Annotated in this window: 21 protein-coding genes; 11 read left to right on the forward strand and 10 right to left on the reverse strand. The window is 75.0% G+C overall.

The annotated features are described in order from the left end of the window. Nucleotides 1-255: 255 nt before the first annotated feature. Nucleotides 256-1,092 carry a hypothetical protein gene (locus IF27_RS17240; RefSeq protein ID WP_190233000.1) on the reverse strand — a complete coding sequence of 279 codons (837 nt, stop codon included), beginning with the start codon at nucleotides 1,090-1,092 and terminating at the stop codon, nucleotides 256-258. Between the two features lie 796 nt (nucleotides 1,093-1,888). Here IF27_RS17240 and IF27_RS17245 point away from each other — a divergent pair. After that, the gene (locus tag IF27_RS17245; RefSeq protein WP_052850477.1) at nucleotides 1,889-2,944 is read left to right on the forward strand and encodes an NsdA family TPR-like regulatory protein; all 1,056 of its coding nucleotides are present in this window, start codon (nucleotides 1,889-1,891) and stop codon (nucleotides 2,942-2,944) included. Nucleotides 2,945-3,065: 121 nt separating this feature from the next. Further along, nucleotides 3,066-3,614: a GNAT family N-acetyltransferase gene (locus tag IF27_RS17250; RefSeq protein WP_052850478.1), complete on the forward strand. Its 549-nt coding sequence runs from the start codon at nucleotides 3,066-3,068 to the stop codon at nucleotides 3,612-3,614. A 92-nt stretch (nucleotides 3,615-3,706) separates the two neighbouring features. On the opposite strand, the gene IF27_RS17255 is transcribed toward IF27_RS17250, so the two are convergent. From IF27_RS17255 to IF27_RS17270, 4 genes are all read right to left on the reverse strand, one after another. Then, a complete protein-coding gene (locus tag IF27_RS17255; protein ID WP_052850479.1) occupies nucleotides 3,707-5,062 on the reverse strand; it encodes an MFS transporter in 1,356 nt (451 codons plus the stop codon). 201 nt (nucleotides 5,063-5,263) lie between these two features. Beyond that, complete coding sequence (locus IF27_RS17260; RefSeq protein ID WP_052850480.1) at nucleotides 5,264-6,436, reverse strand: alcohol dehydrogenase catalytic domain-containing protein; 1,173 nt, start codon at nucleotides 6,434-6,436, stop codon at nucleotides 5,264-5,266. 91 nt (nucleotides 6,437-6,527) lie between these two features. Continuing rightward, nucleotides 6,528-8,243 (reverse strand): aa3-type cytochrome oxidase subunit I, encoded by a 1,716-nt coding sequence (gene ctaD / locus IF27_RS17265; RefSeq protein ID WP_052850481.1) that lies wholly within the window; start codon nucleotides 8,241-8,243, stop codon nucleotides 6,528-6,530. A gap of 92 nt (nucleotides 8,244-8,335) precedes the next feature. Next, the gene (locus IF27_RS17270) at nucleotides 8,336-8,719 is read right to left on the reverse strand and encodes a DUF2267 domain-containing protein (RefSeq protein ID WP_052850482.1); all 384 of its coding nucleotides are present in this window, start codon (nucleotides 8,717-8,719) and stop codon (nucleotides 8,336-8,338) included. A 280-nt stretch (nucleotides 8,720-8,999) separates the two neighbouring features. Between IF27_RS17270 and IF27_RS17275 the strand changes: the two genes are divergently transcribed. Beyond that, nucleotides 9,000-10,010 carry a SigB/SigF/SigG family RNA polymerase sigma factor gene (locus tag IF27_RS17275; protein WP_223291085.1) on the forward strand — a complete coding sequence of 337 codons (1,011 nt, stop codon included), beginning with the start codon at nucleotides 9,000-9,002 and terminating at the stop codon, nucleotides 10,008-10,010. A gap of 21 nt (nucleotides 10,011-10,031) precedes the next feature. Here the strand turns inward: IF27_RS17275 and IF27_RS17280 are convergent, their stop codons facing one another. Continuing rightward, on the reverse strand, nucleotides 10,032-11,477 hold the full coding sequence (locus IF27_RS17280) for a GH1 family beta-glucosidase (RefSeq protein WP_052850483.1): 1,446 nt from the start codon (nucleotides 11,475-11,477) through the stop codon (nucleotides 10,032-10,034). Nucleotides 11,478-11,663: 186 nt separating this feature from the next. On the opposite strand from IF27_RS17280, the gene IF27_RS17285 reads away from it, so the two are divergent. Then, nucleotides 11,664-12,782: an NAD(P)/FAD-dependent oxidoreductase gene (locus IF27_RS17285; protein WP_110945988.1), complete on the forward strand. Its 1,119-nt coding sequence runs from the start codon at nucleotides 11,664-11,666 to the stop codon at nucleotides 12,780-12,782. 26 nt (nucleotides 12,783-12,808) lie between these two features. On the opposite strand, the gene IF27_RS17290 is transcribed toward IF27_RS17285, so the two are convergent. The 4 genes from IF27_RS17290 to IF27_RS17305 form a co-directional block, all read right to left on the reverse strand. Continuing rightward, entirely contained in the window at nucleotides 12,809-13,711 is a 903-nt protein-coding gene (locus IF27_RS17290) for a glycosyltransferase family 2 protein (RefSeq protein ID WP_190233001.1), read from the reverse strand. Then, nucleotides 13,708-14,415, reverse strand: coding sequence for an SDR family NAD(P)-dependent oxidoreductase (locus IF27_RS17295; protein WP_052850484.1), 708 nt, complete (start codon nucleotides 14,413-14,415; stop codon nucleotides 13,708-13,710). The genes IF27_RS17290 and IF27_RS17295 overlap by 4 nt, the downstream gene beginning before the upstream one ends. Before the next feature lie 45 nt (nucleotides 14,416-14,460). After that, nucleotides 14,461-16,272 (reverse strand): thiamine pyrophosphate-requiring protein, encoded by a 1,812-nt coding sequence (locus IF27_RS17300; RefSeq protein ID WP_052850485.1) that lies wholly within the window; start codon nucleotides 16,270-16,272, stop codon nucleotides 14,461-14,463. A gap of 64 nt (nucleotides 16,273-16,336) precedes the next feature. After that, complete coding sequence (locus IF27_RS17305) at nucleotides 16,337-17,398, reverse strand: NAD-dependent epimerase/dehydratase family protein (protein WP_052850486.1); 1,062 nt, start codon at nucleotides 17,396-17,398, stop codon at nucleotides 16,337-16,339. A gap of 190 nt (nucleotides 17,399-17,588) precedes the next feature. Between IF27_RS17305 and IF27_RS17310 the strand changes: the two genes are divergently transcribed. The 7 genes from IF27_RS17310 to IF27_RS17340 are packed head-to-tail and all read left to right on the forward strand — an operon-like array spanning nucleotide 17,589 to nucleotide 25,267. Next, nucleotides 17,589-18,605 (forward strand): NAD-dependent epimerase/dehydratase family protein, encoded by a 1,017-nt coding sequence (locus tag IF27_RS17310; protein WP_110945989.1) that lies wholly within the window; start codon nucleotides 17,589-17,591, stop codon nucleotides 18,603-18,605. 48 nt (nucleotides 18,606-18,653) lie between these two features. Continuing rightward, nucleotides 18,654-20,312 (forward strand): carbamoyltransferase family protein, encoded by a 1,659-nt coding sequence (locus IF27_RS17315; RefSeq protein WP_052850487.1) that lies wholly within the window; start codon nucleotides 18,654-18,656, stop codon nucleotides 20,310-20,312. A gap of 4 nt (nucleotides 20,313-20,316) precedes the next feature. Further along, nucleotides 20,317-21,348: a glycosyltransferase family 2 protein gene (locus tag IF27_RS17320; RefSeq protein WP_052850488.1), complete on the forward strand. Its 1,032-nt coding sequence runs from the start codon at nucleotides 20,317-20,319 to the stop codon at nucleotides 21,346-21,348. Between the two features lie 58 nt (nucleotides 21,349-21,406). Further along, a complete protein-coding gene (locus tag IF27_RS17325; RefSeq protein ID WP_420822021.1) occupies nucleotides 21,407-21,991 on the forward strand; it encodes a D-glycero-alpha-D-manno-heptose-1,7-bisphosphate 7-phosphatase in 585 nt (194 codons plus the stop codon). Then, entirely contained in the window at nucleotides 21,988-23,067 is a 1,080-nt protein-coding gene (locus IF27_RS17330) for a glycosyltransferase family 9 protein (RefSeq protein WP_052850490.1), read from the forward strand. Before IF27_RS17325 ends, IF27_RS17330 begins: the two co-directional genes overlap by 4 nt. After that, nucleotides 23,064-24,029, forward strand: a complete 966-nt coding sequence (locus IF27_RS17335; protein WP_052850491.1) for a glycosyltransferase — start codon at nucleotides 23,064-23,066, stop codon at nucleotides 24,027-24,029. Before IF27_RS17330 ends, IF27_RS17335 begins: the two co-directional genes overlap by 4 nt. Beyond that, the gene (locus tag IF27_RS17340; protein ID WP_052850492.1) at nucleotides 24,029-25,267 is read left to right on the forward strand and encodes a glycosyltransferase; all 1,239 of its coding nucleotides are present in this window, start codon (nucleotides 24,029-24,031) and stop codon (nucleotides 25,265-25,267) included. The genes IF27_RS17335 and IF27_RS17340 overlap by 1 nt, the downstream gene beginning before the upstream one ends. Nucleotides 25,268-25,270 lie beyond the last annotated feature (3 nt).

Below are 25,270 nucleotides of genomic sequence, written 5' to 3' on the forward strand. Positions count from 1 at the left end.
GCAGGACCGCTCCTCGTACTCCGTGGGCACGCCCGGCTCGACAGTGGACCGCCGAGCCACCAGGACGTACCCCTTGCCGCTGCATGTCCCGCACTGCGCCTTGGGCTTCGGGGCCTTCGGCGGCTTTGCCTTACCCATTGTGTACCACTCCTCGCTGCTCGTGGTGGTCGTTGGGTGCCCGGCCGCCGCCGGTGCGGGCGGAGGCGGCCGGGCAGCCTGCCCGCGTGTGCCAGTGGGGTCACGCGCGGTCAGGGGTCAGAACGGTGCGAACGGCAGCCGCGTCCGTTCGCCGCTCGCGGCGGCGAGGGTGTCCAGCACCTCGTCCCGGCTCGGCGGGGGCGCGGTGGACAGGGCGACGCTGGCCCACATGCACAGGCCGTCCATCACCGGGGTGACGCTGTACGCGTGGCGGACGCCGTTCGCCAGGCCGGGGATCGGGTCGGGCAGCCTTGGCGTGCGGTGGGCCCGTGAGCGGTGGATCTGGATGGCTACGGCGTCCTCGTCGGCGCGCAGGCTCAGCCACCAGGGGCGTCGGGTCCGTCCGGCCGTGATCATGGCGTCCGCGACGGGCCACGCGGCGGACAGGCCGTGGGCGTCGAGTGTGCTCCGCGTCCACTCCGCGGCTGCCGTCGTGTCGTCGTCCCCGCCGCCGCCCGGGAAGAGACGCGAGGTGAACAGGTGCACGGGTTCCCGGCGGTCGTCGGTGTCGGTCACGGCCGCCTTCCGTAGCTCCATGACGGCGGCGTGCACGGCTGAGGTCGCGGCGCCACGATCCCGGCCCGCCACCACACGCGACGCGGAGGCCGCAACAGCGGGGAACAGCCGGTCCGTGATGGGCCGCAGCTGGGGCGCGTCACCCAGATCCGCGAGCCGCGCGACCAGTTCGTAGGGAACAGCAGCGGGCCAGTAGTGCAGGCCACCACGGGACCCGGACGGGTGCGCGAGGAACGGCACGAGGCGCCCACCGATCCGGCAAGGGCGGCAGGCGTACGACGTCCAGCGGCCGGTCCCGTCCCCTGTCGGGATCTCAGCGACGGTCACCAACTCGCCAGCGGTCGCACCGCAGTACATGCAGCGCACGTCCGCAATCACGACCCCTCACCCCCGTCCGGCGTCTCCCCCGGCCCGGCCTCGGCGGCAGAAGGCGCGGAAGTCGCCTCGGCATCCGTGGCCGGTGTCCCCCGCCAGACGGGCCGGGGCAGCGGCCCTTCCAGGCCGGTGATGACGGTGATGTGCGGGTTCGGGTCACGGCGGGGCGCAGGCCGGCGTCCCCGTCCCACAGGCCATGGACACGATCGACCGGCGGGATCGCGAGCACGTGCCCACGCCCCAACGGCACCACACCGCAAGGCCACCACCGCCCGTTCGCCGCACCGACCGGAACCAGCCAGTGCAACACCCGCTGCACCGGATCCTCCACCACCGGCCCCGACAACCCCGTCAACGCGAGACGCGGCAACACGTACAACCCCTGGAAGGTCGGCACACGCACCGCATCGAAGTCCTCACCCAACGGCCTTATGCGAACCCGGCGGTCGATCGGTACCCAAGCGGGGAATGTATGAAGGAGAGGAGTTCCGGTCACAGTCTCACCAACCTCGATAGGGGGTGACAACCAGTCAACTCCTCGATGCGGAGCGGTACGAGATGCCAGACTGTCGGCCACTGTCGTCCACTTGTCGTCCAGCACTACCTGAGGGAAGCCGTGACCGACGCAGACCGCATCCGGGACGCGCGCCGTGCGCGCGGCCTGACTCAGGAGGGGCTGTCAACTCGGCTGGCCATCGCCGCAGGTCGCGCCCCCACGGACGGCCCCGGCCGAAACCAGGTCTACCGGTGGGAGAAAGGGCGCCGATGCCCTAGCTCATGGCGCCCTCATCTGGAGCAGGTGCTCGGTATCTCCCTGAACGGTTACCGTGGTCAGACCGCACAGCTCGCGGGTATCCATGAGATCGAGATCGAGGAGATGCCTGTGGACCGCCGCCAGTTCATCGGAGCCAGCGCTGTCGCCGGGGTCGCGATCAGCTCACCCGCGACGGCCGGGGGACGTCGCCTGGGCCGTTCCGATGTGGACCGTGCCAGGGCGCGTCTGGCCGATCTGCGCCGACTCGACGACTACAGCGGCGGCGCCGCGGTCTACCCGCTGGCCATCCGGGAGATCGGCGCTCTCGCCGGTATGGCGTCCTCGGGCACTTACACCCAGGCAGTGGGACAGCAACTTCTCACCACACTGGGCGAGCTGTACCAGTTCACCGCGTGGACGGCGTTCGACGCCGGGCACGGCGAGCGTGCACGAGGGCTCGCGCTCGCGGCGGCGAACGCCGCCAACCGGGCTGGCGACCGCACTCTGGGTGCGACGGCGCTCTCCGAGCTGTCCTACCTGACCGCCTCGTCAGCTCACCCCGGTGAGGGCGTCGCGATGGCCCGCGCCTCGCTGGCGAACGCTCGGCACGCCATCCCGGCGGTGCGGGTCGTCCTGGCGGACCGGCTCGCGTGGGCATGCGCGCGCACCGGGGACCTGGAGGGGGCTGCCCGAGCGATCGGAACGGCGCAGGAGGCACACGACCGCCGGGACGACGCCTCGGACGACGAACCCGACACCGTGTACTGGATCAACCGTGACGAGTCCATGATCATGAGTGGCCGTGTCTGGTCGGCCCTGGGGCGGCATGACCGTGCCGCCGCCGTGTTCGAGGAGCTGACGGCCCCCTACGACGACACACACGCCCGCGAGATGTCGCTGCTGCACTGCTGGTTGGCGGACGCACGCGTGGGGACCGGCGAGATCGATGGGGCGGTGGCGTCCGCCCGTCGGGCCGCCGAACTGGCTGCCCAGACCGCGTCGCCCCGGACCGACGACATGCTCAGGAACACGTTCAGCGCGCTCCAGCCCCACCGGGGAACACCCGCGGTCGGCGAACTGCTGGACACCTGGAACGGCTGACCGGCCCGCTGAAACGGACCGGCGTCGTGGGCCGGAGCCCGGCCGAGCACCTGTCATGACCCCTGCGCGGGACGCTGCGGTGGGCCGCGCACTCCCCCGCGTGACGGTAGGGTCACCGGGCATGTACCCGGTGACCCAGTGCGGCGCCCACCTGACACTGCGCGAGGTGGGCGTGGACGATGTCGGTGCCCTGCTGGCGATCTACGGGAGCGCGGAGGCGACGCGGTATCTGTCGTTCGAGCCGCGCACGCGGGAGCAGGTCGGGCTCATCGTGGCCCGGTCGATGGTGTCCGCCACCGCGCAGCCCCGCACCGAGTACGCACTCGCCGTCTGCGAACGTGGCCCGGACGGGCCGCTCGTCGGGTTCGCGCGGCTCGCGCTCGGTGGGCAGAGCGCCGGGGAGATCGGGTTCGCTCTCCGTCCGGACCGCTGGGGACGCGGCTACGGCCGCGAACTGGTCTCCGCACTGGTCGCGTTCGGCTTCGGCCCGCTGGAGCTCCATCGGATATGGGCGGCACGCGCGCCGGACAACGCTTCGTCGCGCGCGGTGCTCCTCGGCGCGGGCATGGAGGAGGAGGGGCGTATCCGGCACCACGTCCAGGTGCGTGGCGCATGGCGGGACTCCGTCGTGCACTCCCGGGTGAACGACGAGGCGCCTCCGCTTCCTTGACCTCCGTTCTGGTGGTCGTCGCGACATCCCGGCCAGGGGGCTTGCGAGGGACTTCGAGATCCGGGAGGGCCGGGGGTCCGCGCGGGCGGGTGTCAGGCGACCGGTGTCAGTTCGGCGGCGCGTGCCGTCGCGGGGGCCTGCGCCGGGGCGGGGGCGGCCGGGGCGGTGGTGGGGGTGCGGCGGGCCTGGAGGAGCAGTCCCGCGCCGGACACACCGGCGATGACCACGCCGCCGAGCACCAGGGCGGCCCGGGGGCCCATGACCTCCATGAGCACGCCGATGGCGGGCGGCCCGACGAGGCTCCAGCCGGTGCTCAGGCTGCGCCACACGCCCAGGACGCGGCCCCGCATGTGCTCGGGCGGGTCGGTCTGGAGGACGGTCGCGCCCGCCGTGTCGGACAGTGACTCGACGGCGGCCATCGGCAGCACCAGCAGGATCAGCAGGCCGAGGGACGGGGACAGCCCCGCCGCGATCTGGAGGACGGCGCCGGTGGCGGCCATGACGGCGACCAGGCGGACGGAGGGCCGCTGGAGCACTCCGGCGGCCAGGGCGCCGACGATGCCGCCGACGGCCAGCACCGTCGCGACGGTGCCGAAGGACCCGGCGCCGCCCGCGAGCGGGCCCGTGACCAGGACGGCGAGCGTCAGGCCGTAGTTGCGGCCGAAGACGGCGCTCAGGGCGGTGACGGCGGCCAGCGCGACCAGCCGGGGGCGGCCCAGGAAGTAGCGCAGCCCTTCGCGCGGGTCGGCGCTGATGCGCGGCGCCGGGGCCTTCGCGGCGGGGGCGGGCCCTGCGGCGGGCGCGGGCGCGTCGTCCCGTTCTGCGAGGCGCAGGAAGGGGATCACCGAGGCGACGAAGAGGAACGACAGGCCGTTCGCGACGAACGCGGCGGCCGTCCCCGCCAGCGCCACGACGGCACCGGCCATGGCCGTGCCCGCGAGGCGGCCGACGCTGTGCACGGCGGAGCCGAGCGCGATGGCCGAGGGCACGTCCTTGCGGGGCACCAGGTCGTTCCCGAGCAGGGAGCAGGCCGGGCCGTCCACGGTGGCGATGACGCCGGTGACGGCGGACAGCAGCAGCAGCGTGGGCACGTTCAGCGTGCCGAGCGCGACCATGGCGGCGGTCGTGAACGCGACGAGGCCGAGCGCCGCCTGGCTGACGGCGGCCGTCAGCTTGCGGGGCCAGGCGTCCACGGCGGCGCCGCCGACGAGGCCGAGGAGCAGCCCTGGGCCCGCCTGGACGGCCAGCGAGAGGCCGGTCATGGCGGCGGAGCCGGTGATGTGCAGGACCAGGAGGTTCTGCACGGTGAGCTGCATCCACGTGCCGAGGTTCGAGAAGAGGTTGGCGATCGACCACCAGCGCATGCTGGGGTGTCGCAGACAACGCCACGGGTTGCGGTCGCCGCCGGGGCGCGGGGCGCGCAGGCGGGCCGGGACGAGGAGAGACATCAGGGGGCACCTGGAGGGGGCGGGACGGCTTCCGGGTCCGGGCGCCGTCGCACCGCCGGGAGCGGTCCCCACCATGGCAGAGCGGCGCCCGCGCCCGGAAGACCAAGATCACCCCGGGACGGGCGCCGCCGCCGTCACTCCGTGCGGCACAAGGGCGGCGGGCGCCGCGTGCCGTTGCTCACACACCGCCGCGGGTGCGCGTCAGGGCCGCAGGACGACCTTCGCGGCGTCCTTGTGCTGGAACAGCTCGTAGGCGTAGGTGGCGTCGTCGAGCGGCATGTGGTGGGTGGCGAAGTCGTCCACGCCGAGCGGGTCGTCGTCGCCGAGCAGCGGCAGGATCTCGGGGACCCAGCGCTTGACGTTGGCCTGGCCCATGCGGAGCTGGATCTGCTTGTCGAACAGGCGCAGCAGCGGCATCGGGTCGGCCATCCCGCTGTAGACGCCGCTCAGCGAGATCGTGCCGCCGCGCCTGACCATGTCGATGGCGAGGTGGATGGCGGCCATCCGGTCCACCCCGGCCTTGCCCGCCAGTCGCTCCGCCATCCGGTCGGGCAGCAGGCCGGGGAGCGCCTGCGCCATGCGGCCCGCGCCGCTGCCGTGCGCCTCCATGCCGACCGCGTCGATGACGGCGTCGGGGCCGCGGACGGTGCGCTCGCGCACGGACTGGGCGACGTCCGAGTGCTGGGTGAGGTCCATGGCCTCGATGCCGCGTGCCATGACGCGGGCGAGGCGTTCGGGAACGAGGTCGATGCCGATCACCTGGCCGGCGCCCTGGTGCTGGGCGATGCGGCAGCACATCTCGCCGATGGGGCCGAGGCCGAGGACCGCGACGCTGCCGCCCGGCGGGATGTCGGCGTAGCGGACGGCCTGCCAGGCGGTCGGCAGGACGTCGGAGAGGTAGAGGTAGCGGTCGTCGGGCACGTCGGCGGGGACCGTGATGGGCCCGTACTGGGCCTGCGGGACGCGCAGGTACTCGGCCTGCGCGCCGGGCACGGCGCCGTACAGCCTGGTGTGGCCGAAGAGGGCGGCGCCCGAGCCGTGCTCGGTGACCTGGGTCGTCTCGCACTGGCTCTGGAGCCCTTCGCGGCACATCCAGCACGTGCCGCAGGCGATGCCGAACGGGACGACGACGCGGTCCCCGGGCCGTAGCCCGGTGACGTCGCGCCCGGTCTCCTCGACGACGCCGAGGGCCTCGTGGCCGAGGATGTCGCCCGAGGTCATGAACGGGGACAGCACCTCGTAGACGTGCAGGTCGGAGCCGCACAGGCCGGTGGAGGTCACGCGGATCACCGCGTCCGTGGGCTCCTGGATGACCGGGTCGGGCACCTCGTCCACCCGTACGTCGCGCTTGCCGTGCCACACCGCCGCCTTCATTCCGGCTCACCTCTCGTGGGGGACTCGCAGAGGAGCCGTGTACCCCGATTCGCGAAGATCGCCCCTTGTGCGGGGATACGCCGGGCGCGGGTCAGTGGCCGTCGTGGGCGCGGACCGTGCCGTCGCCGATGTCGCGGTTGCCGTCGCGGCGGGCCTGGTCGCGGGCGGCGACGCCGGGGTGGTGGAGGTCGAAGGCGGGCGCCTCGGAGCGAATGCGGGGCAGGGCCGTGAAGTTGTGCCGGGGCGGCGGGCAGGAGGTGGCCCACTCCAGGGAGCGGCCCCAGCCCCACGGGTCGTCCTCGGTGACGCGGGGCGCGTACCGGGTGGTGTGCCAGACGTTGTAGAGGAACGGCAGGGTGCTGAGGCCGAGGAGGAAGGCGCCGATGGTGGAGATCGTGTTGAGCGTGGTGAAGCCGTCGGCGGCCAGGTAGTCGGCGTAGCGGCGTGGCATGCCCTCGGCGCCGAGCCAGTGGTGGACGAGGAAGGTGCCGTGGAAGCCGAAGAACAGCGTCCAGAAGTGGATCTTGCCCAGCCGTTCGTCCAGCATCTTCCCGGTGAACTTGGGCCACCAGAAGTGGAAGCCCGCGAACATCGCGAAGACGACCGTGCCGAAGACGACGTAGTGGAAGTGGCCGACGACGAAGTACGAGTCGGTGACGTGGAAGTCGAGCGGCGGTGAGGCGAGGAGCACGCCGGTCAGGCCGCCGAAGAGGAACGTCACGAGGAAGCCGATCGACCACAGCATCGGCGTCTCGAAGGACAGCGACCCCTTCATCATGGTGCCGATCCAGTTGAAGAACTTGACGCCGGTCGGGACGGCGATGAGGAACGACAGCATGGAGAAGAACGGCAGCAGCACGGCGCCGGTGGCGAACATGTGGTGGGCCCACACGGTCATCGAGAGGCCGGTGATGGCGATGGTGGCGCCGACGAGGCCGATGTACCCGAAGACGGGCTTGCGGCTGAACACCGGCAGGATCTCCGTCACGATGCCGAAGAACGGCAGCGCGATGATGTAGACCTCGGGGTGGCCGAAGAACCAGAACAGGTGCTGCCACAGCAGCGCGCCGCCGTTCGCCGCGTCGTAGATGTGGGCGCCGAGGACGCGGTCGGCGGCGAGGGCGAAGAGCGCGGCGGCCAGCACGGGGAAGGCCATCAGGACCAGGACGCTGGTGAGCAGCACGTTCCAGGTGAAGATCGGCATGCGGAACATCGTCATGCCGGGGGCGCGCATGCAGATGATCGTGGCGACGAAGTTGACCGCGCCGAAGATCGTGCCGAAGCCGGAGAGGGCGAGGCCCATGACCCACATGTCCGCGCCGGTGCCGGGGGTGTGGACGGCGTTGCTGAGCGGCGAGTAGGCGAACCAGCCGAAGCTGGCGGCGCCCGACGGCGTCAGCAGGGAGCCGACGACCAGCAGGCCGCCGAGCGCGAACAGCCAGTAGCTCAGCATGTTCAGCCGGGGGAACGCGACGTCGGGCGAGCCGATCTGGAGCGGCATGACGGCGTTCGCGAAGCCCGCGAACAGCGGGGTGGCGAACAGCAGCATCATGATCGTGCCGTGCAGGGTGAACGCCTGGTTGTACTGCTCCTTGGTGAGCAACTGGAGCCCTGGGCGGGCGAGTTCGGCGCGCATCGCCATCGCGAGGAGTCCCGCGAAGAGGAAGAACGCGAAGGAGGTGACGAAGTAGAGCCCGGCGATCTTCTTGTGGTCGGTGGTCGTCAGCCAGTTGACGGCGATCCGCCCGCCGCCCCCGGTCCTGGGTTCCTCGGGAACCCGCGCCTGGGGTGGTGTCAGCGTCGTCATGTGCCGGGTCCTTTCGCGTGGTCCGCGGCAGTTCTACCGTCGCGGGGGGCGCGGGCCCGGGTATGACTCGTTCGTGGGCGTGGTGGCCCGGGTCAGGCCAGCTCGGAGTACCCGAACAACTCGGCGTAGCCGGACGGGAGCTGGCTCAGCAGCTTGTTCATCTCGCCGCCGCTGACGCGCTCGGATATCGCGGAGAAGACGTTACGGGTGTCGGTCTCGGCCGTGTCCCTGTCCTCGCCGGTGTGCAGCGCGACCTGGGTGAGGAACTCCTCGACGCCCCAGGGGCGGCCGATGTCGGAGGCGTCCTCCAGGATGCCCGCGACGGGCTGGGGCAACTGGTCGGCGAGGTGCTGGGAGGCGCGCTGCGGGAGCCGTTCGCCCAGGGTCCGCACGACGGCGTCCACGGCGGTCGCGGCCTCCTCGTCCGGGTAGTCGCCGCTCGCTCGGACGCGGCTCAGGAACTCTCCGTACGTCATGGTCCGGCTGCCTCTCCTCGGAAGGGCCCCTCGCCGGGGCGCGGAACGGTACCGGTGGCGGGTTTCCCTCCCCGGCACCGGGAAACCTCTGTCCGCATATGCCCGAGATGTGGCAATGGCGAAGTGCGGGCAGACTGAGGAGGAACGTCCCACCGGCTCCCGTGGCGAGCACAGAGCGGCACGCACGCCCCCTCACCTGGGAGAGCAGATGAACACTCCCGCACATCCCCCTCATCCCGGGTCCGTCACCGAGTCCCCCGGTGACGGGCCGTCCAATCCCGTGCGAACGGGGGACGACGCGAACGGCGGCGGCGCGGCGCCCGGCCCGCCGGGCCCGCCGGGCCCGCCCGGCGCGTCCGGCGCGTCCGGCGCGCCGCCCCGCAGGCGCGGCCGTCATCCGCACGACGACGCCCCCGACACGCGGCAGCAGTTCGAACGCATCGCCGAGCTGCCGCCCTGCCCGGAGCGCGACCGGCTGCTGCGCGAGGTGGTGTGCGCCTGGATTCCCATGGCGGACCGCCTGGCGCGCACCTTCCGCGACCGGGGCGAGTCCCTGGAGGACCTGGAGCAGGTCGCGGCGCTCGGCCTCGTCAAGGCGGTGCAGCGCTACGACCCCGCCAGGGGCCGCCCGTTCGAGAGCTACGCGGTGCCCACCATCGTCGGCGAGGTGAAACGTCACTTCCGCGACCACATGTGGGGCCTGCACGTCCCGCGCCGCACCCAGGAACTGCGCAACAGGGTCAGGGCCGCCGCGCGCCAGCTCACGTACCGGCTGGACGACCGCGGCCCGAGCGTCGAGCAGATCGCGGAGCACACCGGCCTGACCGAGGACGAGGTGCGCACCGGTCTCGAAGCGCTGGAGAGCTACAGCACGCTCTCCCTGAACGCCGACCTCCCCGGCTCGGACGGCGACTACTCGCTCCTGGACACCCTGGGCGAGCCCGAGCCGGGGTTCGACATGGTGGTGGACCGCGAGTCCGTGCGCTCGCCGCTGCGGGAACTGCCCGAGCGCGAGCGGGAGATCCTCTACCTGCGCTTCTTCCACGGCATGACGCAGAGCCGCATCGCCCGGCAGCTCGGCATCTCGCAGATGCACGTCTCGCGGCTGCTCAGCCGGGCGTGCGCGAGCGTGCGGGAGCAGGTGGAGGGCGACGCCGCCGCCGCGCCCGCCCCGGCCCGCGCGGCGGGCAAGGCCGCGCGCAAGGCGGGGCAGGCCGCGGTGCGGACCGCGCGGACGGCCGTGCAGGAGGTCGCTCCCGCGACGGACCCGGCGGACCGCGCCGCCGCCTGACGACGGCGGACGGGCGGCGCCTCAGCGGCCCGCGCCCGGCGGCGTCGGCCCGTCCCCCGCGGCGGCGCCGCCGGTGCGCGCGCGGTGGTCGGCGAGGAGGGCGCGGTACCAGTGGTAGCTGTCCTTCGGCAGCCGCTCCAGCGTGTCGTAGTCCACGCGGACGATCCCGAAGCGCTTGGCGTAGCCGAAGCCCCACTCGAAGTTGTCGAGCAGCGACCAGACGTAGTAGCCGCGCACGTCCACGCCCTGCGCCATCGCGTCGGCGAGGGCGTGGAGGTGGCCGTCGAGGTAGGCGACGCGGTCGGCGTCGTGGACCTGGCCGTCGGGGGCGACGGTGTCGTCCTCTGCCGAGCCGTTCTCGGTGATGTGCACCGGGGGCATGGCGGGGTAACGGCGGGCGAGGTCCGTCAGCAGGTCGGTGAACGTGGCGGGGACGACGGGCCAGCCCATCGCCGTGTGCCGCACGTCGCCCTGCCAGGTCTCGATGGCGCGGATGTCCACGGCCGTGCGGGTGGCCGGGTCGGGGTCGGTGTGGGGCGCGGCGGCGATGGTGATCGGCCGGTAGTAGTTGATCCCGACGAGGTCGAGCGGCGTGCCGATGACGTCGAGGTCGCCGTCGTGGCGCCAGGTGGGGTCGGCAGCCAGCTCGCCCCAGGTGTCGGCCTCGTTGTCCGGGTAGCGCCCGGCGAACAGCGGGTCGAGGAAGACGCGGTTGTGCAGCGTCTCGGCGCGGTCGGTGGCGGCGCGGTCGGCGGGGGTGTCGGTGGCGGGCAGGAGGCGGTCGGGGTTGAGCGTGACGCCGATCTCGCCCCCGGTGGTCTCGCGCAGCACGCGGGTGGCGAGGCCGTGTCCGAGGAGCAGGTGGTGGGCCACGGCGAGGGCAGCGCTGCCCTCGCGGGTGCCGGGCGCGTGGCGGCCGATGGCGTGGCCGACGAAGGCGGTGCAGAACGGCTCGTTCAGCGTGATCCAGCGCGGGACGCGGTCGCCGAGGCGCGCGGCGACGTGCGCCGTGTAGGCGGCGAACCGCTCGGCCGTGGCGCGCACGCGCCAGCCGCCCACGTCCTCCAGGGCCTGCGGGAGGTCCCAGTGGTAGAGGGTGGCGGCGGGCGCGATCCCGGCGTCGAGCAGCGCGTCCACGAGCCGGTCGTAGAAGTCGAGCCCGGCCGCGTTCGGGGGGCCGTCGCCGGTGGGCTGGACGCGGGGCCAGGCGATCGAGAAGCGGTAGCTGTCCACGCCGAGGTCGCGCAGGAGGGCGATGTCCTCGGGGTAGCGGTGGTAGTGGTCGCAGGCGACGTCGCCCGAGGTGCCGTCGGCGATGCGGCCTGGCTCGCGGCAGTACGTGTCCCAGATGGACGGGCCGCGCCCGTCCTCGTGGGCCGCGCCCTCGATCTGGTAGCTCGCGGTCGCCGCGCCGAAGGTGAATCCGGCGGGGAAGCGGGGGAACGGGCTGCTGTCTCCTGCGGTCATGGTGGCGGTCGTCCCTTGGTCGCGTGACGGGGCCGCCGGCGGTCCCGGCGGGGAGCGGCACGGCGCGGGTGCTGGCCGGGGCCGGTTCCGCGAAGGGACTGTACAGAAGGCCGTGGCGGGCGCCCCTAGGGTGGTGGGGTGCCGCCTCCGCCCGAGGAGGCGCGGCGGAGGAGTGGAGGGCGCGGCGTGCGCATCGTGGTCGTGGGCGGGGGTGTGGCCGGGGCCGCGCTGGCGTGGCGTCTGGCCGGGGCGGGGGCCGAGGTGACGGTCGTGGAGGCGTCGCGGCAGGGCGCGGCGACGCTGGCGGGGGCCGGGATCGTGAAGGCGTCCGGGCGGGTGGGCCCGGCCGCGTACGCCGACCTGTTCGGCCGTGCGGTGGCGCACCACGGGCGGCTGATGGCGGAGCTGGCCGAGGAGGGGCCGGGCGATCTGGGCCACCGGGCCGTGGGCGGCCTGTGGGTGGGGCGCGACGCGGGCGAGCTGGACAGGACCGAGGCGCTGTTGCGTGAGCGGCCACGGGACGAGACGGGGACGGTGAGCCGGGTCGAGGGGGCGGAGCTGCGGGAGCTGTTCCCCGTGCTGGCGCCGGAGCTGGTCGGCCTGCACACGTCGGCGGGGGCGCGTGTGGACGGGCGGCTGCTGCGCGTCGCGCTGCTCGCCGCCGCGGGGCGGCGCGGCGCCACGCCGGTCGAGGGCCGCGCGGCGCTGCGTCTGCGCGGCGGGCGGGCCGAGGTGGCGGTGGACGGCGCCGTGCTGCCCGCCGACGAGGTGGTCGTCGCGGCGGGCGCGTGGAGCACGGAGCTGCTGGGCGGCTGCGGCATCGACCTGGGGGTGCGTCCGCAGCGCGGGCAGATCAGCCACCTGGGCCTGCCGGGCACGGACACGTCGGCGTGGCCCGTCGTGTCGTCGGCGCGGGGCCATTACCTGCTGGCGTTCGGCGACTCGCGTGTGGTGGCGGGCGCGACGCGGGAGGAGGGCGCCGGGTTCGACGGGCGGGTGACGGCGGCCGGGCAGGCGGAGGTGCTGGCCGAGGCCCTGGCGACCGCCCCCGGGCTGGCCGGGGCGACGCTGATCGAGACGCGCGTCGGCTTCCGTCCGGTGTCGCGGGACGGGCTGCCGCTGGTCGGCCGCCTGCCGGGCGCGGCGAACCTGAGCGTGCTCACGGGGTACGGGCCCTCGGGGCTGACGCTGGCGCCCTACGTGGCGGAGCTGTGGGCGTCGGCGCTGCTGTCGGGCGTCGAGCCTGACGGCCTGGCGTGCGTCTCGCCGCTGCGCGCGGGCGGCCTGCCGGACACCGACGGCTGAGCCTGTCGTTCAGCGCAGCTCGCCGTTCAGCGCAACTCGCCGAGCGCGGCGACCTGTTCCGTCACCCGCCCGGGCACGGCGCGGCGGCGGCGCAGCGCCTCGGGGAGGCGGCGCAGCAGCCCGGCAAGGGCGCGGGCCGCCGCGCGGTTGTGCGTCGCCTGGGCGGCCAGGCCAGCCGTGCGGCGGGCGGCGTCGGGCAGGGGCAGGCGCATCCAGCGGATCAGCAGGTCGTTGCGCCGGTGCAGGGCCCAGCGGCGGGGGGCGAGGGCGCGGCGGGGCGAGGGGGCGTGGCGCGCGGTGACGTCGGCCGCGTAGGCGGCGCGCCAGCCGCGGGCGGCGAGGTCGAGGGCGAGCAGCGTCTCCTCGCCGCCGAAGAACACCAGGTCGTCGAAGCCTCCGGCGGCGGTGAACGCGTCGCGGCGGACGACGGCGGCGCAGGCGGGGAAGCCGAGGACGGCGGGGCCCGGCAGGTCGTCGGGGTCGCCGAGGGGGGCGGTGGCCATCTTCTCTGAGACGTGGTCGGTCGGCGCGTCGCCGGGGTCGCCGTCGCCGAGGCGGACGCGGCCGACGAGGAGGCCGAGCGCCGGGTAGCGGGCGAAGTGGGCGGCGGCGCGGGTGAGGGCGCCGGGCTCCCACCACGAGTCGTCGTCGCTGAAGGCGACGTAGGGGGTGTCGGTGAGGCGTACCCCGGCGTTGCGGGCGGGGGCGCCGTGGTTGCGGGCGAGCGCGACCAGCCGTACGGCGGGGAAGCGGGCGGCGACGGCGGCGGGCGTGCCGTCGCGCGACCCGTTGTCCACGACGACGACCGGCGGGCGTTCCGGCAGGGCCGTGAGCCGTTCCAGCGTGCGCAGCAGCTCGTCGCGGCGGTCGCGCGTCGCGATGACGACGCTCACCTCGGACGTCTCGCCGCCGCCGTCCCGGGGGTTCACAGCGGGCCGCCGCCGGTCGCGGCCCGCACCTCGGCCGCCATGGGGCCCGCCTCCCGCGAGGCGAGGAGGACGTACGCGGTCGCCGTCTCGTCGGGATGCACGGGCACAGGCTCGACCGCGTTCACGCGGATGCCGTCGCCCGCCAGCTGGGCGGCGAGGCCCTGGGTGAACGTGACGACGGCGCCCTTCGCCATCGCGTAGTCCAGCAGGTGCGGGCCCGGCCAGGACGCCTGGGGTGACGTCGTGTTGATGACGCAGCCGCCCTTGCGCAGGTGGGGGACGAGCGCCGTGGTCAGCCAGGACATGCCGGACAGGTGCGCCCGCAGCACGTGGTCGAACCGCTCGGCGGGGCAGCCGGGGGCCTCCTCCGGCCACGCCGCCGGGTGGACGGCGTTGTTGACGAGGACGTCGAGTTCACCGAACGCGGCCACGGCCCGGTCGGCGAGCCGCGCGCACTGCCGCTCGTCGCGCAGGTCGGCGGCGAAGGCGACGGCGCGGCGCCCGCCCTCGGCGGCGAGGCGGCAGGTCTCCTCGGCCTCCTTCTCCTCCTCCGGCAGGTGGCTGATCAGCACGTCGGCGCCCTCGCGGGCGTAGGCGAGCGCGACGGCGCGGCCGATGCCGGACCCGCCGCCGGTGACGACGGCCCGCAGACCGCGCAGCCGCCCGCCGCCCTCGTACGTGTGCTCGCCGTGCTCCGTGCCCATGGGGCACCTCCGTTCGCGTTCCGTCGTTCCGTTCTCCGTGCGGGCTCACCTGTCGTGCCGTGGTTGCGGGTCGCCCCCGGCCAGGAACTCCTGGAGCTTCGCCTTCACGCCCCGCGTGAGCACGGCGCCACGGTCGGGGTCGCCCTTCAGCAGCGCCTTGACGGTGGACTCCGTCCGGTCCCGGCTCGCCGAGGTCGGGAGGGGCGGCACCGAGCCGTCGGTCACGAACTCGACGACGGCCGGGCCGTCCGCGTCCAGCGCGGCGCGCCACGCCTCCTCGACGTCCTCGGGCCGCTCGACGCGCTCGGCGTGCAGGCCGAGGGTGCGCGCGAAGGCGGCCATGGACACGTCGGGCAGTTCCTGCGAGGGCCGGAACCTGGGGGCGCCCGCCGTCGCGCGCAGGCTCCAGGTGACCTCGTTCAGGTCGCGGTTGTTCCACACGCCGACGACGAACCGGGGGTCGGCCCAGCGGTCGCGGTACCTGGCGGCGGTGATCAGCTCGTTCATGCCGTTCATCTGCATGGCGCCGTCCCCGACGAGCGCGACGACGGGCCGCTGCGGATGGGCGAACTTGGCGCCGATGGCGTAGGGCAGGGCGCAGCCCATCGTCGCGAGCGTGCCGGAGAGCGAGCCGCGCATGGTGCCGCGCATGGTGATGTGCCGGGCGTACCAGGTGGTGACGGAGCCGGAGTCCACGGTGACGAGGGCATCGTCGGGCAGCAGCGGGTCGAGGGTGTGCGCGACGTACTGCGGGTTGACGGGGTCGGCGGCGACCAGTTCCGCCTGGCGCGCCAGCACCTCCCACCAGCGCAGCACGGACTTCTCGATCTCCTCGTGCCGCCGCGCCGCGCCGTCCTTCGCGTCGAGCAGCGGGATCAGCGCGCGCAGCGTGGCCGCCGCTTCGCCGACGAGGTGGACGTCGCGGGGGTGGCGCATGCCGGGGATGCAGGGGGCCGCGTCGATCCGGACGCCGCGCGCCTGCCCGCGCTCGGGCGCGAACCGGCCGTGGGGGAGGTCGGAGCCGACGGCGACCAGCGTGTCGCAGCCGTCCATGAGGTCCTGCGAGGGGCGGGTGCCGAGCGGGCCGACGGTGCCGGTGACGTACGGCAGCGTGTCGGGGAGGACGTCCTTGCCGAGCGGTGTCTTGGCGACGCCTGCGCCGGTGAGGCGGGCGAACTCCTCGATCTCGGCGCGCGCCCCGGCGGCGCCCCGGCCGACGAGGAGGGCGACCTCGCGCCCCGCGTTGACCACCTCGGCCGCGCGGCGCAGCGCGTCGGGCTCGGGCGCGGGGGAACGGCTGGGGAGGTCGCGGCCGGGGGGCGCGTGCCCAGGGGGCGTGTGGTCGAGGGCCTGGACGTCGGCGGGGACGACGACCACGGCGGGCCCGCGGCGGGACAGCGCGGTGCGCAGCGCCCGGTCGAGGACGTCAGGCAGCTGCTCGGGCACGTGCACCGTCTCCAGGAAGCAGGCGACGTCCTTGAACAGCGCGTGGAGGTCCACGTCCTGCTGGTGGGGCGGGTGGGAGCCGCCCGCCGCGCCGTGGTCCGTCCGGCCGACGAGCGCGAGGACCGGCACGTGGTCGAGCTTCGCGTCGTAGAGGCCGTTCAGGAGGTGGACGGCGCCGGGGCCTGAGGCCGCGACGCAGACGCCGACGCGGCCGGAGAACTTGGCGTGGCCGACGGCTTGGAGCGCCGCCGTCTCCCCGTGTCTCGCCTGGACGAACGCCGGTCGGTCGTCGGCGCGCCCCCAGGCGGCGAGGAGGCCGTCGATGCCGTCCCCCGGGTATCCGAAGACGACCTCGACGCCCCATTCACGCAGGCGGGCGAGGATGTGGTCGCCGACCTTCCGGCTGCTCATGGCCTGGTCACCTTCTCTTCGACGTCGCTGTCGGGCGGTGCGGTGCCGGGGGGTGGGGGCGGGGTCAGGGGGCGCGGCCGACGCCGGTGGCCAGCTCCGTCGCGCGCCCGCCGGGGACACGGGGTTCGAGCGGCGGCGTGTGGGCGCCCGAGCCGTCCCGCAGGCCGCCGACCAGTTCGAGCAGGGCGTCCTCGGCGCTGACGCGGGGCCGCCAGCCGAGTACCTCGGCGGCGCGCGTGCGGTCCATGAGCGGCAGCCGCACGAACGCGTCGAACAGCTGCGGCGAGGCGGGCGTCAGCCGGAGGCGCCAGGCCGCCGCGAGCGCCGCGCGCACCAGCGGGCGGGGCAGGGTGACAGGTCGCGCCTCGAACAGCCGCCCCAGCAGCGCGGCGTCCACGACGGGTTCGGCGGCGAGGTTGAACGCGCCGCGCACCGGCTCCGTGATGCCCAGCCTGAACGCCTCCGCCACGTCGCTCGTGTGCACCACCTGGAAGCGCAGGCCGCGCATGTCCGGCATCAGCGGCAGCAGTTCCGGCCGCACGAGGGGCCCGAACACCAGCGGCCCGGCGAACAGCCGCCGCTGCCCGGCCGCCGCGTGCCGGGAGAAGACGAAACCGGGCCGCATCCGCACGACGCGCACGGTCGGCTGCCGGTACTCGAAGGCGTCGAGAAGCCGCTCCACGTAGGCCTTCTCCCTGCTGTACGCGGCCTGCGGCCAGCCGTGCGTGGGCCAGCTCTCGTCCACGGCGCGGTCCTTCGGGCCCGGCGCGTAGGCGGCGACCGACGACGACTGCAGGAGCGCGGGCACGCGCGCGGCGGCCACGGCGTTCAGCAGCCGCGTCGTGCCGAGGACATTGGCCTGCCAGGTGGTCACCGGGTCGCGGGCGGGCTGGATGAGCCAGGCGAGGTGGACGACGGCGTCGGCGCCCTCGAAGTAGCCGCGCAGCCGCGCCTCGACGTGCTCGGCGTCCCGCAGGTCCACCGGCGCCCACGTCGTCTTGGCGACCTCACGGTCCGGGACGCGGCGTGCGAGGCCGAGGACCGACGTGACGGCGGGTTCGTCCGCGAGCGCGCGCACCAGCGCCGTGCCGACGTTGCCGGTCGCTCCGACGATCACCACGCGCATGGGACTTCCCTTCACCGGGGGCGCCGTCCGGCCACGGGCGGCCGTGAACGGTCCAGGTACCCGGAGGTGTCGGCACGACACCCCGTTTGCCCGATTTTCCGGCGGGTACTTGGGACGGGTCATACAGCGACGAATCGCTACAAAACGCGCATAGGCCACCGAGGGCCGGACGCACGGGAGAGGCACGCCCATGCACCATCAGCACGCCGTCGTCACCGGCGGAGCCGGTTTCGTCGGGTCCCACCTGTGCACCGCGCTGCTCGCCGAGGGCACGGCCGTGACCTGCGTGGACGACCTGAGCACGGCCGATCCGCGCACCGTCGTGCACCTGAGCGGGCACCCGGGCTTCACCATGGTGGAGCAGGACGTCCGCGAGCCGTTCGACGTGACGCCGCGGGCCGACCTCGTGCTGCACTTCGCCTCGCCCGCCTCCCCCGCCGACTACCTGCGGCTGCCGCTGCACACGCTGGAGACCGGCAGCCTCGGCACGCGCAACGCGCTGCTGCTCGCCCGCCGCCACGGCGCCCGTCTCGTCCTCGCCTCGACGTCCGAGGTGTACGGCGACCCGCTGGAGCACCCGCAGCGCGAGGGCTACTGGGGGAACGTCAACCCGGTCGGCCCGCGCAGCGTGTACGACGAGGCGAAGCGTTTCGGCGAGGCCCTGGCCATGGCCGAGGCACAGGTGCACGGCACGGACGTGGGCATCGTGCGGCTGTTCAACACCTACGGCTCGCGGATGCGCGGGTACGACGGCCGCGCCGTGCCGACGTTCGTCCGGCAGGCGCTCGCGGGCGAGCCGCTGACGGTTGCCGGGGACGGCACGCAGACGCGTTCGCTCACCTACGTGGACGACACCGTGCGCGGCGTGCTGGCCATGGCGGCCTCCGACCTGCGCGGGCCGGTGAACATCGGCAACCCGCACGAGATCACCATGCTCGACCTGGCCGCCACCGTCATCCGGCTGACGGGCTCGCGCTCCACCGTGCGGCACGTCGAGCGCCCGGCTGACGACCCGACCGTCCGCTGCCCCGACATCTCGCTCGCGCGCGAACGGCTCGGCTGGGAACCGCGGGTGCGGGCCGCCGAGGGCCTGGCGCGCACGATCGCCTGGTACCGCGAGCAGGGCCAGGAGTACGGCGGGAGCGGCCGGGCGCCCGACCAGGCCGCCGGGCGGCGGGAGGACCGCGCGGCGCGCAAGGCCGCCTGAGACGACCCGCGAGACCCGTGAACCCCCGCGCGCCCTACGGAGGACCCCATGCGCGTACTCGGTATCAACGCCCTCTTCCACGATCCGGCCGCCGCCCTCGTGATCGACGGCCGGACGGTGGCCGCGGCCGAGGAGGAACGGTTCTCCCGGCGCAAGCACGGCAAGCGCCCCGTGCCGTTCTCGGCCTGGGAGCTGCCCGAGCAGGCCGCGGCCTGGTGCCTGAGCCAGGCGGGGCTGCGCCCGGAGGACCTGGACGCCGTCACCTACTCGTTCGACCCCGAACTCGCCCGCCCGGCCGACGCGATGGGCCTGGACGACCCCTGGGACGGGCTGCGCCTGACGTACGCGCGCGAGGCCCCATCCTTCCTCGCCACCGCGCTGCCGGGCCTGGAGCGCGAGCGCGTCCGCTTCGTGCCGCACCACATGGCGCACGCCGCCTCTGCCGTGTTCGCGGCGCCCGACGCGGAGAACGCCTCGGTGCTCGTCCTCGACGGGCGCGGCGAGTCGGCCTCGCACCTGGCCGCGCGGCGCGTGGGCGACCGCCTCGAACCGCTGTACAGCCAGCAGCTCCCCCACTCCCTCGGCCTGGTCTACGAGGAGCTGACCGAACACCTCGGCTTCCTGCGCTCCAGCGACGAGTACAAGGTCATGGCGATGGCCTCCTACGGCTCGCCGCGCCTGCTGCCCGAGCTGCGCAAGTACGTCTATCCGACCGGCGACGGCGGCTTCCGCGCCGTGGACGTGCCGTGGTCGGAGCTGTGCCCGCGCCTGCGGCCCGGCCAGGCGTGGACGCCGGAGCACGCGGACCTGGCGGCCAGCGCGCAGGCCGTGCTGGAGGAGACGCTGCTCGACATGGTCCGCTGGCTGCACGGCCGCACCGGCGACACGCTGCTGACGATGGCGGGCGGCGTGGCGCTGAACTGCGTGGCCAACGCCAGGATCGTCCGCGAGGGCCCGTTCGACCGCGTGTGGGTGCAGCCCGCCTCGGGCGACGCGGGCACGGCCCTCGGCGGCGCGCTGCTGCACTCCGCCGAGCACGACCCGGCGCCGACGCTGCCGATGGACGGCGCCGACCTCGGGCGCGGCTGGTCGGACGCGGAGATCGAGGCGTGGCTGAAGACGGCTGCCGTGCCGTTCGAACGGCCACCGGACGTCGCGGCTGCGGTCGCGGAGGCGCTGGCGGACAACGCCGTGGTGGCCTGGTTCCAGGGGCGCGCCGAGTTCGGCCCGCGCGCCCTGGGGCACCGGTCGCTGATGGCGCATCCCGGCCGCTCGGGGAACCTGGAGCGGCTGAACGACATCAAGGGCCGCGAGCAGTTCAGGCCCGTCGCGCCGATGGTGCGGGCCGAGCGCGCCGCCGACCTGTTCGAGGGCGGCCCGCTGCCGTCGCCCTACATGCTGTTCGTGCACGGGGTGCGGCCCGAGTGGCGCGAGCGCATCCCGGCCGTGGTGCACGTGGACGGGACGGCGCGCATCCAGACCGTGGACGCGGAGCGGGAGCCGCTGGTGGCGCGGATGCTCGGCAGGTTCGAGGAGCTGACGGGCCTGCCCGTCGTCGTCAACACGAGCCTCAACACGGCGGGGCGGCCCATGGTGGACGACCCGCGCGACGCGCTGGAGTGCTTCGGCTCCGCGCCCGTCGATCTGCTGGCCATCGGCCCCTTCGTCGTACGGCGCGCGGCCCTGTTCGCGCCCGGGGAGGAGTGACGCCGTGAGCCGTCCCGCGCCCGTCGCGTTCGCCATCGTGATCCCGACCCTCGGCAGGCACAGCCTCAACCTGGTGCTGGCCGCGCTGGCGGCAGAACGCGGGCCGCGCCCGGCGCGGATCGTCCTCGTGGACGACCGGCCGCCGCACGACCCGAGGCCGCTGCCGGTGACCGTGCCCGACGAGGTGCGCCCGCTGGTCGAGATCGTGCCGGGGCGCGGGGCCGGGCCCGCCGCCGCGCGGAACGCGGGGTGGCGCGCGACGCGCGAGCCCTGGGTCGTCTTCCTCGACGACGACGTGGTGCCAGGCCCGGGCTGGGCCGCGGCCCTGACCAGGGACCTGACGCGCGCCGACCCCGACACCGCGGGGGTGCAGGCGCGGATCACCGTGCCGCTGCCGACCGACCGGCGGCCCACCGACTGGGAGCGCACGACGGCCGGGCTCGCGACGGCGCAGTGGATCACCGCCGACATGGCCTACCGCCGTTCCGCCCTCGCCGACGTGGGCGGCTTCGACGAGCGCTTCCCGCGCGCGTTCCGTGAGGACGCCGACCTCGCCCTGCGCGTCCTGGACGCGGGCTGGGCCCTCGCCATCGGCGAGCGCCGCACGACGCACCCGGTGCGCCCGGCGGGGATGTGGGTGTCCGTCAGCACGCAGGCGGGGAACGCCGACGACGTGCTGATGAACCGTCTGCACGGCCCCGCCTGGTGGGCGCGGGCGGGCGCGCCGCGCGGGCGGCTGCCGCGTCACCTCGCCGTGACGGCCGCGGGCCTGCTGACGCTGCTGTCCGCCGCCGGACGGCGGCCCGCCGCGGCGGCCGGGTGGGGGGCGCTGTGGCTGGCGGGGACGGCGGAGTTCGCGGCGGCGCGGATCCTGCCGGGGCCGCAGACGCGCGAGGAGATCGTCCGCATGCTGCTGACCAGCGCCGTCATCCCGCCGGTGGCCTCCGCGTACTGGATCGGCGCGGTGATCAGGCACCGGGTGCGGCCCAGCTCGTTTGAGCCAGCCAAATCGGGCAACTCACTCGTTCATGACTAATCGCCCACGGGGCCCCTGGCTCCTTCCGCCGGAACCCGGCCCGTCCGGGGTGTCAGGCGTGGGCCGGACGCCGGACGGTCCCGGACCCGACGCGGTGCTCTTCGACCGCGACGGGACGCTGATCGTGGACGTGCCCTACAACGCGGACCCGGCGCTGGTGCGGCCCATGCCGGGCGCCCGCGCGGCGGTGGACGCGCTGCGGGCGCGGGGCGTCGCGGTGGGCGTGGTGACCAACCAGTCGGGCGTGGCGCGCGGCCTGTTCGGACGCGCGGGCGTGGCGGCGATGCGGCGGCGGGTGGAGGAGCTGCTCGGGCCGTTCGCCGTGTGGGCCGTCTGCCCGCACGGGCCGCAGGACGGCTGCGACTGCCGCAAACCGGCGCCTGGGCTCGTGCTGGCGGCCTGCGAGCGGCTCGGCGTCACGCCGGGGAGGACCGCGGTCGTCGGCGACATCGGCGCGGACGTCGCGGCGGCCGAGGCCGCAGGGGCGCGGGGCGTCCTCGTCCCGACCGGGGCGACGCGCGCCGCGGAGATCACCGGGGCGCGGGAGAAGGCCCACGACCTGCGGGACGCCGTCGCGCTGCTGCTGCGGCCCGGCGCGGACGGCGGGGGCCTGGGGACGCACCGGAAGGGGTGTCTGCGGTGACCGCCACGGCCCCCACGCCGGGCGGCGGACCGCCCCGCACGCTCGTCGTCCGGCTGGACAGCGCGGGCGACGTCCTGCTGGCCGGGCCCGCGATCCGCGCCGTCGCCGCCGGGTCCGCCGCGACGGCCCTGCTGTGCGGCCCGCGCGGCGAGGACGCCGGGCGGCTGCTGCCCGGCGTGGACCGGCTGCTGGTGTACGACGCCCCGTGGGTGAGCCTGACGCCGCCCGAGCCGGGCCGCGACGACGTGCTCGCCCTGGTGGAACGGCTGGCGGCGGAACGTTTCGACCGCGCGCTCGTCCTGGCGTCCTACCACCAGAGCCCGCTGCCCGCGGCGCTCATCCTGAAGATGGCGGGCATCCCGTGGATCGGCGCGGACAGCGAGCACTACCCCGGCTCGCTCCTCCAGCTGCGGCACCGCCGCGCCCCCTACCGGCACGAGGCGGCGGCGGCCCTCGAACTGGCCCAGGCCGCGGGCTTCGCGCTCCCGGAGGGCGACAACGGCGCGCTGCGCGTCGAGGACTTCCCCGACATGAAGGCGCTGACCGGCGCGGAGCCCTACCTCGTCGTCCATCCGGGCGCCGCCGTACCGGCCCGTACGTGGACGCCGGAGCGTGCCGCGCGCGCCGTCGCCGCGCTGGCGGCGGCCGGGCACCGCGTCGTCGTGACGGGCGGTTCAGGGGAGGCGTCGCTGACGCGGCGCGTCGCCGGTGAGGACGCGCTCGACCTCGGCGGCAGGACGGGGCTGCGCGAGCTGGCCGGTGTGCTGGCGGGCGCGCGGGCCGTGATCGTCGGCAACACGGGCCCCGCCCATCTCGCGGCGGCCGTCGGCACCCCCGTCATCAGCCTGTTCGCGCCGGTCGTGAGCCCCGAGCGGTGGCTGCCGTACCGGGTGCCGCACCTGCGGCTCGGGCGGCAGGACAGCCCGTGCGCGGACAGCCGGGCGCGGCTGTGCCCCGTCGCGGGCCACCCGTGTCTCGACTCCGTCACCGACCAGGAGGTGCTGGCCGCCGTCACCGCGCTGACGGGCGGCGGGCACCGGCACGACGCCCCGCTCGGCCCGAAGGCGGTCGCATGAACATCCTCCTGTGGCATGTGCACGGCTCGTGGACGACGGCGTTCGTCCAGGGCCCCCACTCCTACCTGGTGCCGGTGCTGCCCGACCGGGGCCCCGACGGGCTCGGCCGGGCGCGGACGTACGCCTGGCCGGACTCGGTGACCGAGGTGGCGCCCGAGGGGCTGCGCGACGCGCCGGTGGACCTCGTCGTCCTCCAGCGGCCCCACGAGGCGGACCTCGCGGAGCGGTGGCTCGGCGGGCGCAGGCCGGGCCGTGACGTCCCGGCCGTCTACCTGGAGCACAACGCGCCGCACGGCGACGTGCCGGACACGCGCCACCCGTGCGCCGACCGCGACGACCTGACGCTCGTCCACGTCACGCACTTCAACGCCCTGTTCTGGGACGGCGGCCGGACGCGGACCGCCGTCGTCGAGCACGGCGTCGTGGACCCGGGGCACCGCTGGACGGGCGAGCTGGAGCGCGCGGCGGTCGTCGTCAACGAGCCGGTGCGGCGCGGGCGCACCACCGGCACCGACCTGCTGCCCGCGCTCGCCTCGGCCGTGCCGCTCGACGTCTTCGGCATGCGGACGGAGGGCCTGGCGGAACAGCTCGGCGTCCCGTACGCGCGCTGCCGCTCGTACGACCTGCCGCAGGCGCGGCTGCACCAGGAGGTCGCGCGGCGGCGGCTGTACCTGCACCCGGTGCGCTGGACGTCGCTCGGCCTGTCGCTGATCGAGGCGATGCACCTCGGCATGCCGATCGTCGCGCTCGCCACCACCGAGGTCGCCGACGCGGTGCCCAGGGAGGCCGGGGTCATCTCGACGCGGCCCGAGGTCCTGGCGCGGGCGGCCGAGGAGTTCCTGCACGACGAGGACGCGGCGGCCGAGGCGGGGCGTGCGGCGCGGCACGCGGCGCTGGAGCGCTACGGCCTGAAGAGGTTCCTGGACGACTGGGACCTGCTGCTGGAGGAGGTGATCCGCTGATGAGGCCCAATTCGTCCGCGGGGCTGGCCATCGCCCTCGTCTCCGAGCACGCCAGTCCACTGGCGGCCCTCGGCGGGGAGGACGCGGGCGGCCAGAACGTGCACGTCGCCCAGCTGGCGGCGGAACTGGCCGGGCGCGGCCACGAGGTGACGGTCTACACCCGGCGGGACTCCACCGCGCTGCCGCTGACCGTGCCGATGCTGCCGGGCGTGACGGTGCGCCACGTGCCCGCCGGGCCGCCGGAACCGGTCGCGAAGGACCGGCTGCTGCCGTTCATGGCGCAGTTCGGCGGCTTCCTGGAGCGCGAGTGGGCCCAGGCGCCGCCGGACGTGGCGCACGCGCACTTCTGGATGTCGGGCGTCGCGACGCTCCAGGCGACCGGCCCGCTGCGCATCCCGTTCGCCCACACGTTCCACGCCCTCGGCACCGTCAAGCGGCGCCACCAGGGCCCGGCCGACACCAGCCCGGCCGACCGGATCACCTGGGAGCGCTACATCGGGCTCAGCGCCGACCGTACGGTCGCGACCTGCCGCGACGAGGTGGCCGAGCTGACCGCGATGGGCCTGTCGCCCGCGCGGATCAGCGTCGTGCCGTGCGGCGTCGATCCGGAACGGTTCACGCCGGTCGGCCCGGCGGAGCCGCGCGGCAGGTGGCGGCACCGGATGCTCCAGCTCGGGCGGCTCGTCCCGCGCAAGGGCGCCGAGCTGTCCATCGCGGCGCTGGCGCGCGTGCCGGACACCGAGCTGGTCGTCGCGGGCGGGCCGCCGCCCGGGGAGCTGGAGCGCGACCCCGAGGTCCGCAGGCTGCGGGCGGTGGCGCGGGCGCACGGCGTGGCGGAGCGGGTGCGCTTCACCGGCGGCGTCGGGCGCGACGAGGTGCCGCGGCTGTTGCGCGGCGCCGACCTCGTGCTGTGCCCGGCGGACTACGAGCCGTTCGGCATCGTGCCGTTGGAGGCCATGGCCTGCGGCGTGCCCGTGATCGCGAGCGACGTGGGCGGCCAGCGCGACACCGTCGCCGATCCCGGCACGGGCCGCCTCGTCCGCCCCGGCGACCCGCTGGCGCTCGCCGAGGCCGCCGCCGGGCTGCTGGCCGCGCCCAGGGAACGGGCGGCGCGCGGCGCGGCCGGACGGCGGCGGGTGCTGACGCGCTACCGCTGGGCGACCGTCGCGGCGGCCACCGAGGAGGTCTACCGCGACATCAGCAGCCGCCGTCCCGCACCCGTCAGCGGCACGGCCTGACCC

Source organism: Streptomyces avicenniae (assembly GCF_000719135.1).
GTDB lineage: Bacteria > Actinomycetota > Actinomycetes > Streptomycetales > Streptomycetaceae > Streptomyces > Streptomyces avicenniae.

Excerpts from the sequence above, each read along its gene's own strand:
- IF27_RS17270 (WP_052850482.1), bottom strand. The coding sequence starts at position 8,719 with ATGACGTACGGAGAGTTCCTGAGCCGCGTCCGAGCGAGCGGCGACTAC.
- IF27_RS17280 (WP_052850483.1), bottom strand. The coding sequence starts at position 11,477 with ATGACCGCAGGAGACAGCAGCCCGTTCCCCCGCTTCCCCGCCGGATTC.
- IF27_RS17295 (WP_052850484.1), bottom strand. The coding sequence starts at position 14,415 with ATGGGCACGGAGCACGGCGAGCACACGTACGAGGGCGGCGGGCGGCTG.
- IF27_RS17310 (WP_110945989.1), top strand. The coding sequence starts at position 17,589 with ATGCACCATCAGCACGCCGTCGTCACCGGCGGAGCCGGTTTCGTCGGG.
- IF27_RS17340 (WP_052850492.1), top strand. The coding sequence starts at position 24,029 with ATGAGGCCCAATTCGTCCGCGGGGCTGGCCATCGCCCTCGTCTCCGAG.
- IF27_RS17255 (WP_052850479.1), bottom strand. The coding sequence starts at position 5,062 with ATGTCTCTCCTCGTCCCGGCCCGCCTGCGCGCCCCGCGCCCCGGCGGC.
- IF27_RS17300 (WP_052850485.1), bottom strand. The coding sequence starts at position 16,272 with ATGAGCAGCCGGAAGGTCGGCGACCACATCCTCGCCCGCCTGCGTGAA.
- ctaD (WP_052850481.1), bottom strand. The coding sequence starts at position 8,243 with ATGACGACGCTGACACCACCCCAGGCGCGGGTTCCCGAGGAACCCAGG.
- IF27_RS17335 (WP_052850491.1), top strand. The coding sequence starts at position 23,064 with ATGAACATCCTCCTGTGGCATGTGCACGGCTCGTGGACGACGGCGTTC.
- IF27_RS17260 (WP_052850480.1), bottom strand. The coding sequence starts at position 6,436 with ATGAAGGCGGCGGTGTGGCACGGCAAGCGCGACGTACGGGTGGACGAG.
- IF27_RS17250 (WP_052850478.1), top strand. The coding sequence starts at position 3,066 with ATGTACCCGGTGACCCAGTGCGGCGCCCACCTGACACTGCGCGAGGTG.
- IF27_RS17315 (WP_052850487.1), top strand. The coding sequence starts at position 18,654 with ATGCGCGTACTCGGTATCAACGCCCTCTTCCACGATCCGGCCGCCGCC.
- IF27_RS17305 (WP_052850486.1), bottom strand. The coding sequence starts at position 17,398 with ATGCGCGTGGTGATCGTCGGAGCGACCGGCAACGTCGGCACGGCGCTG.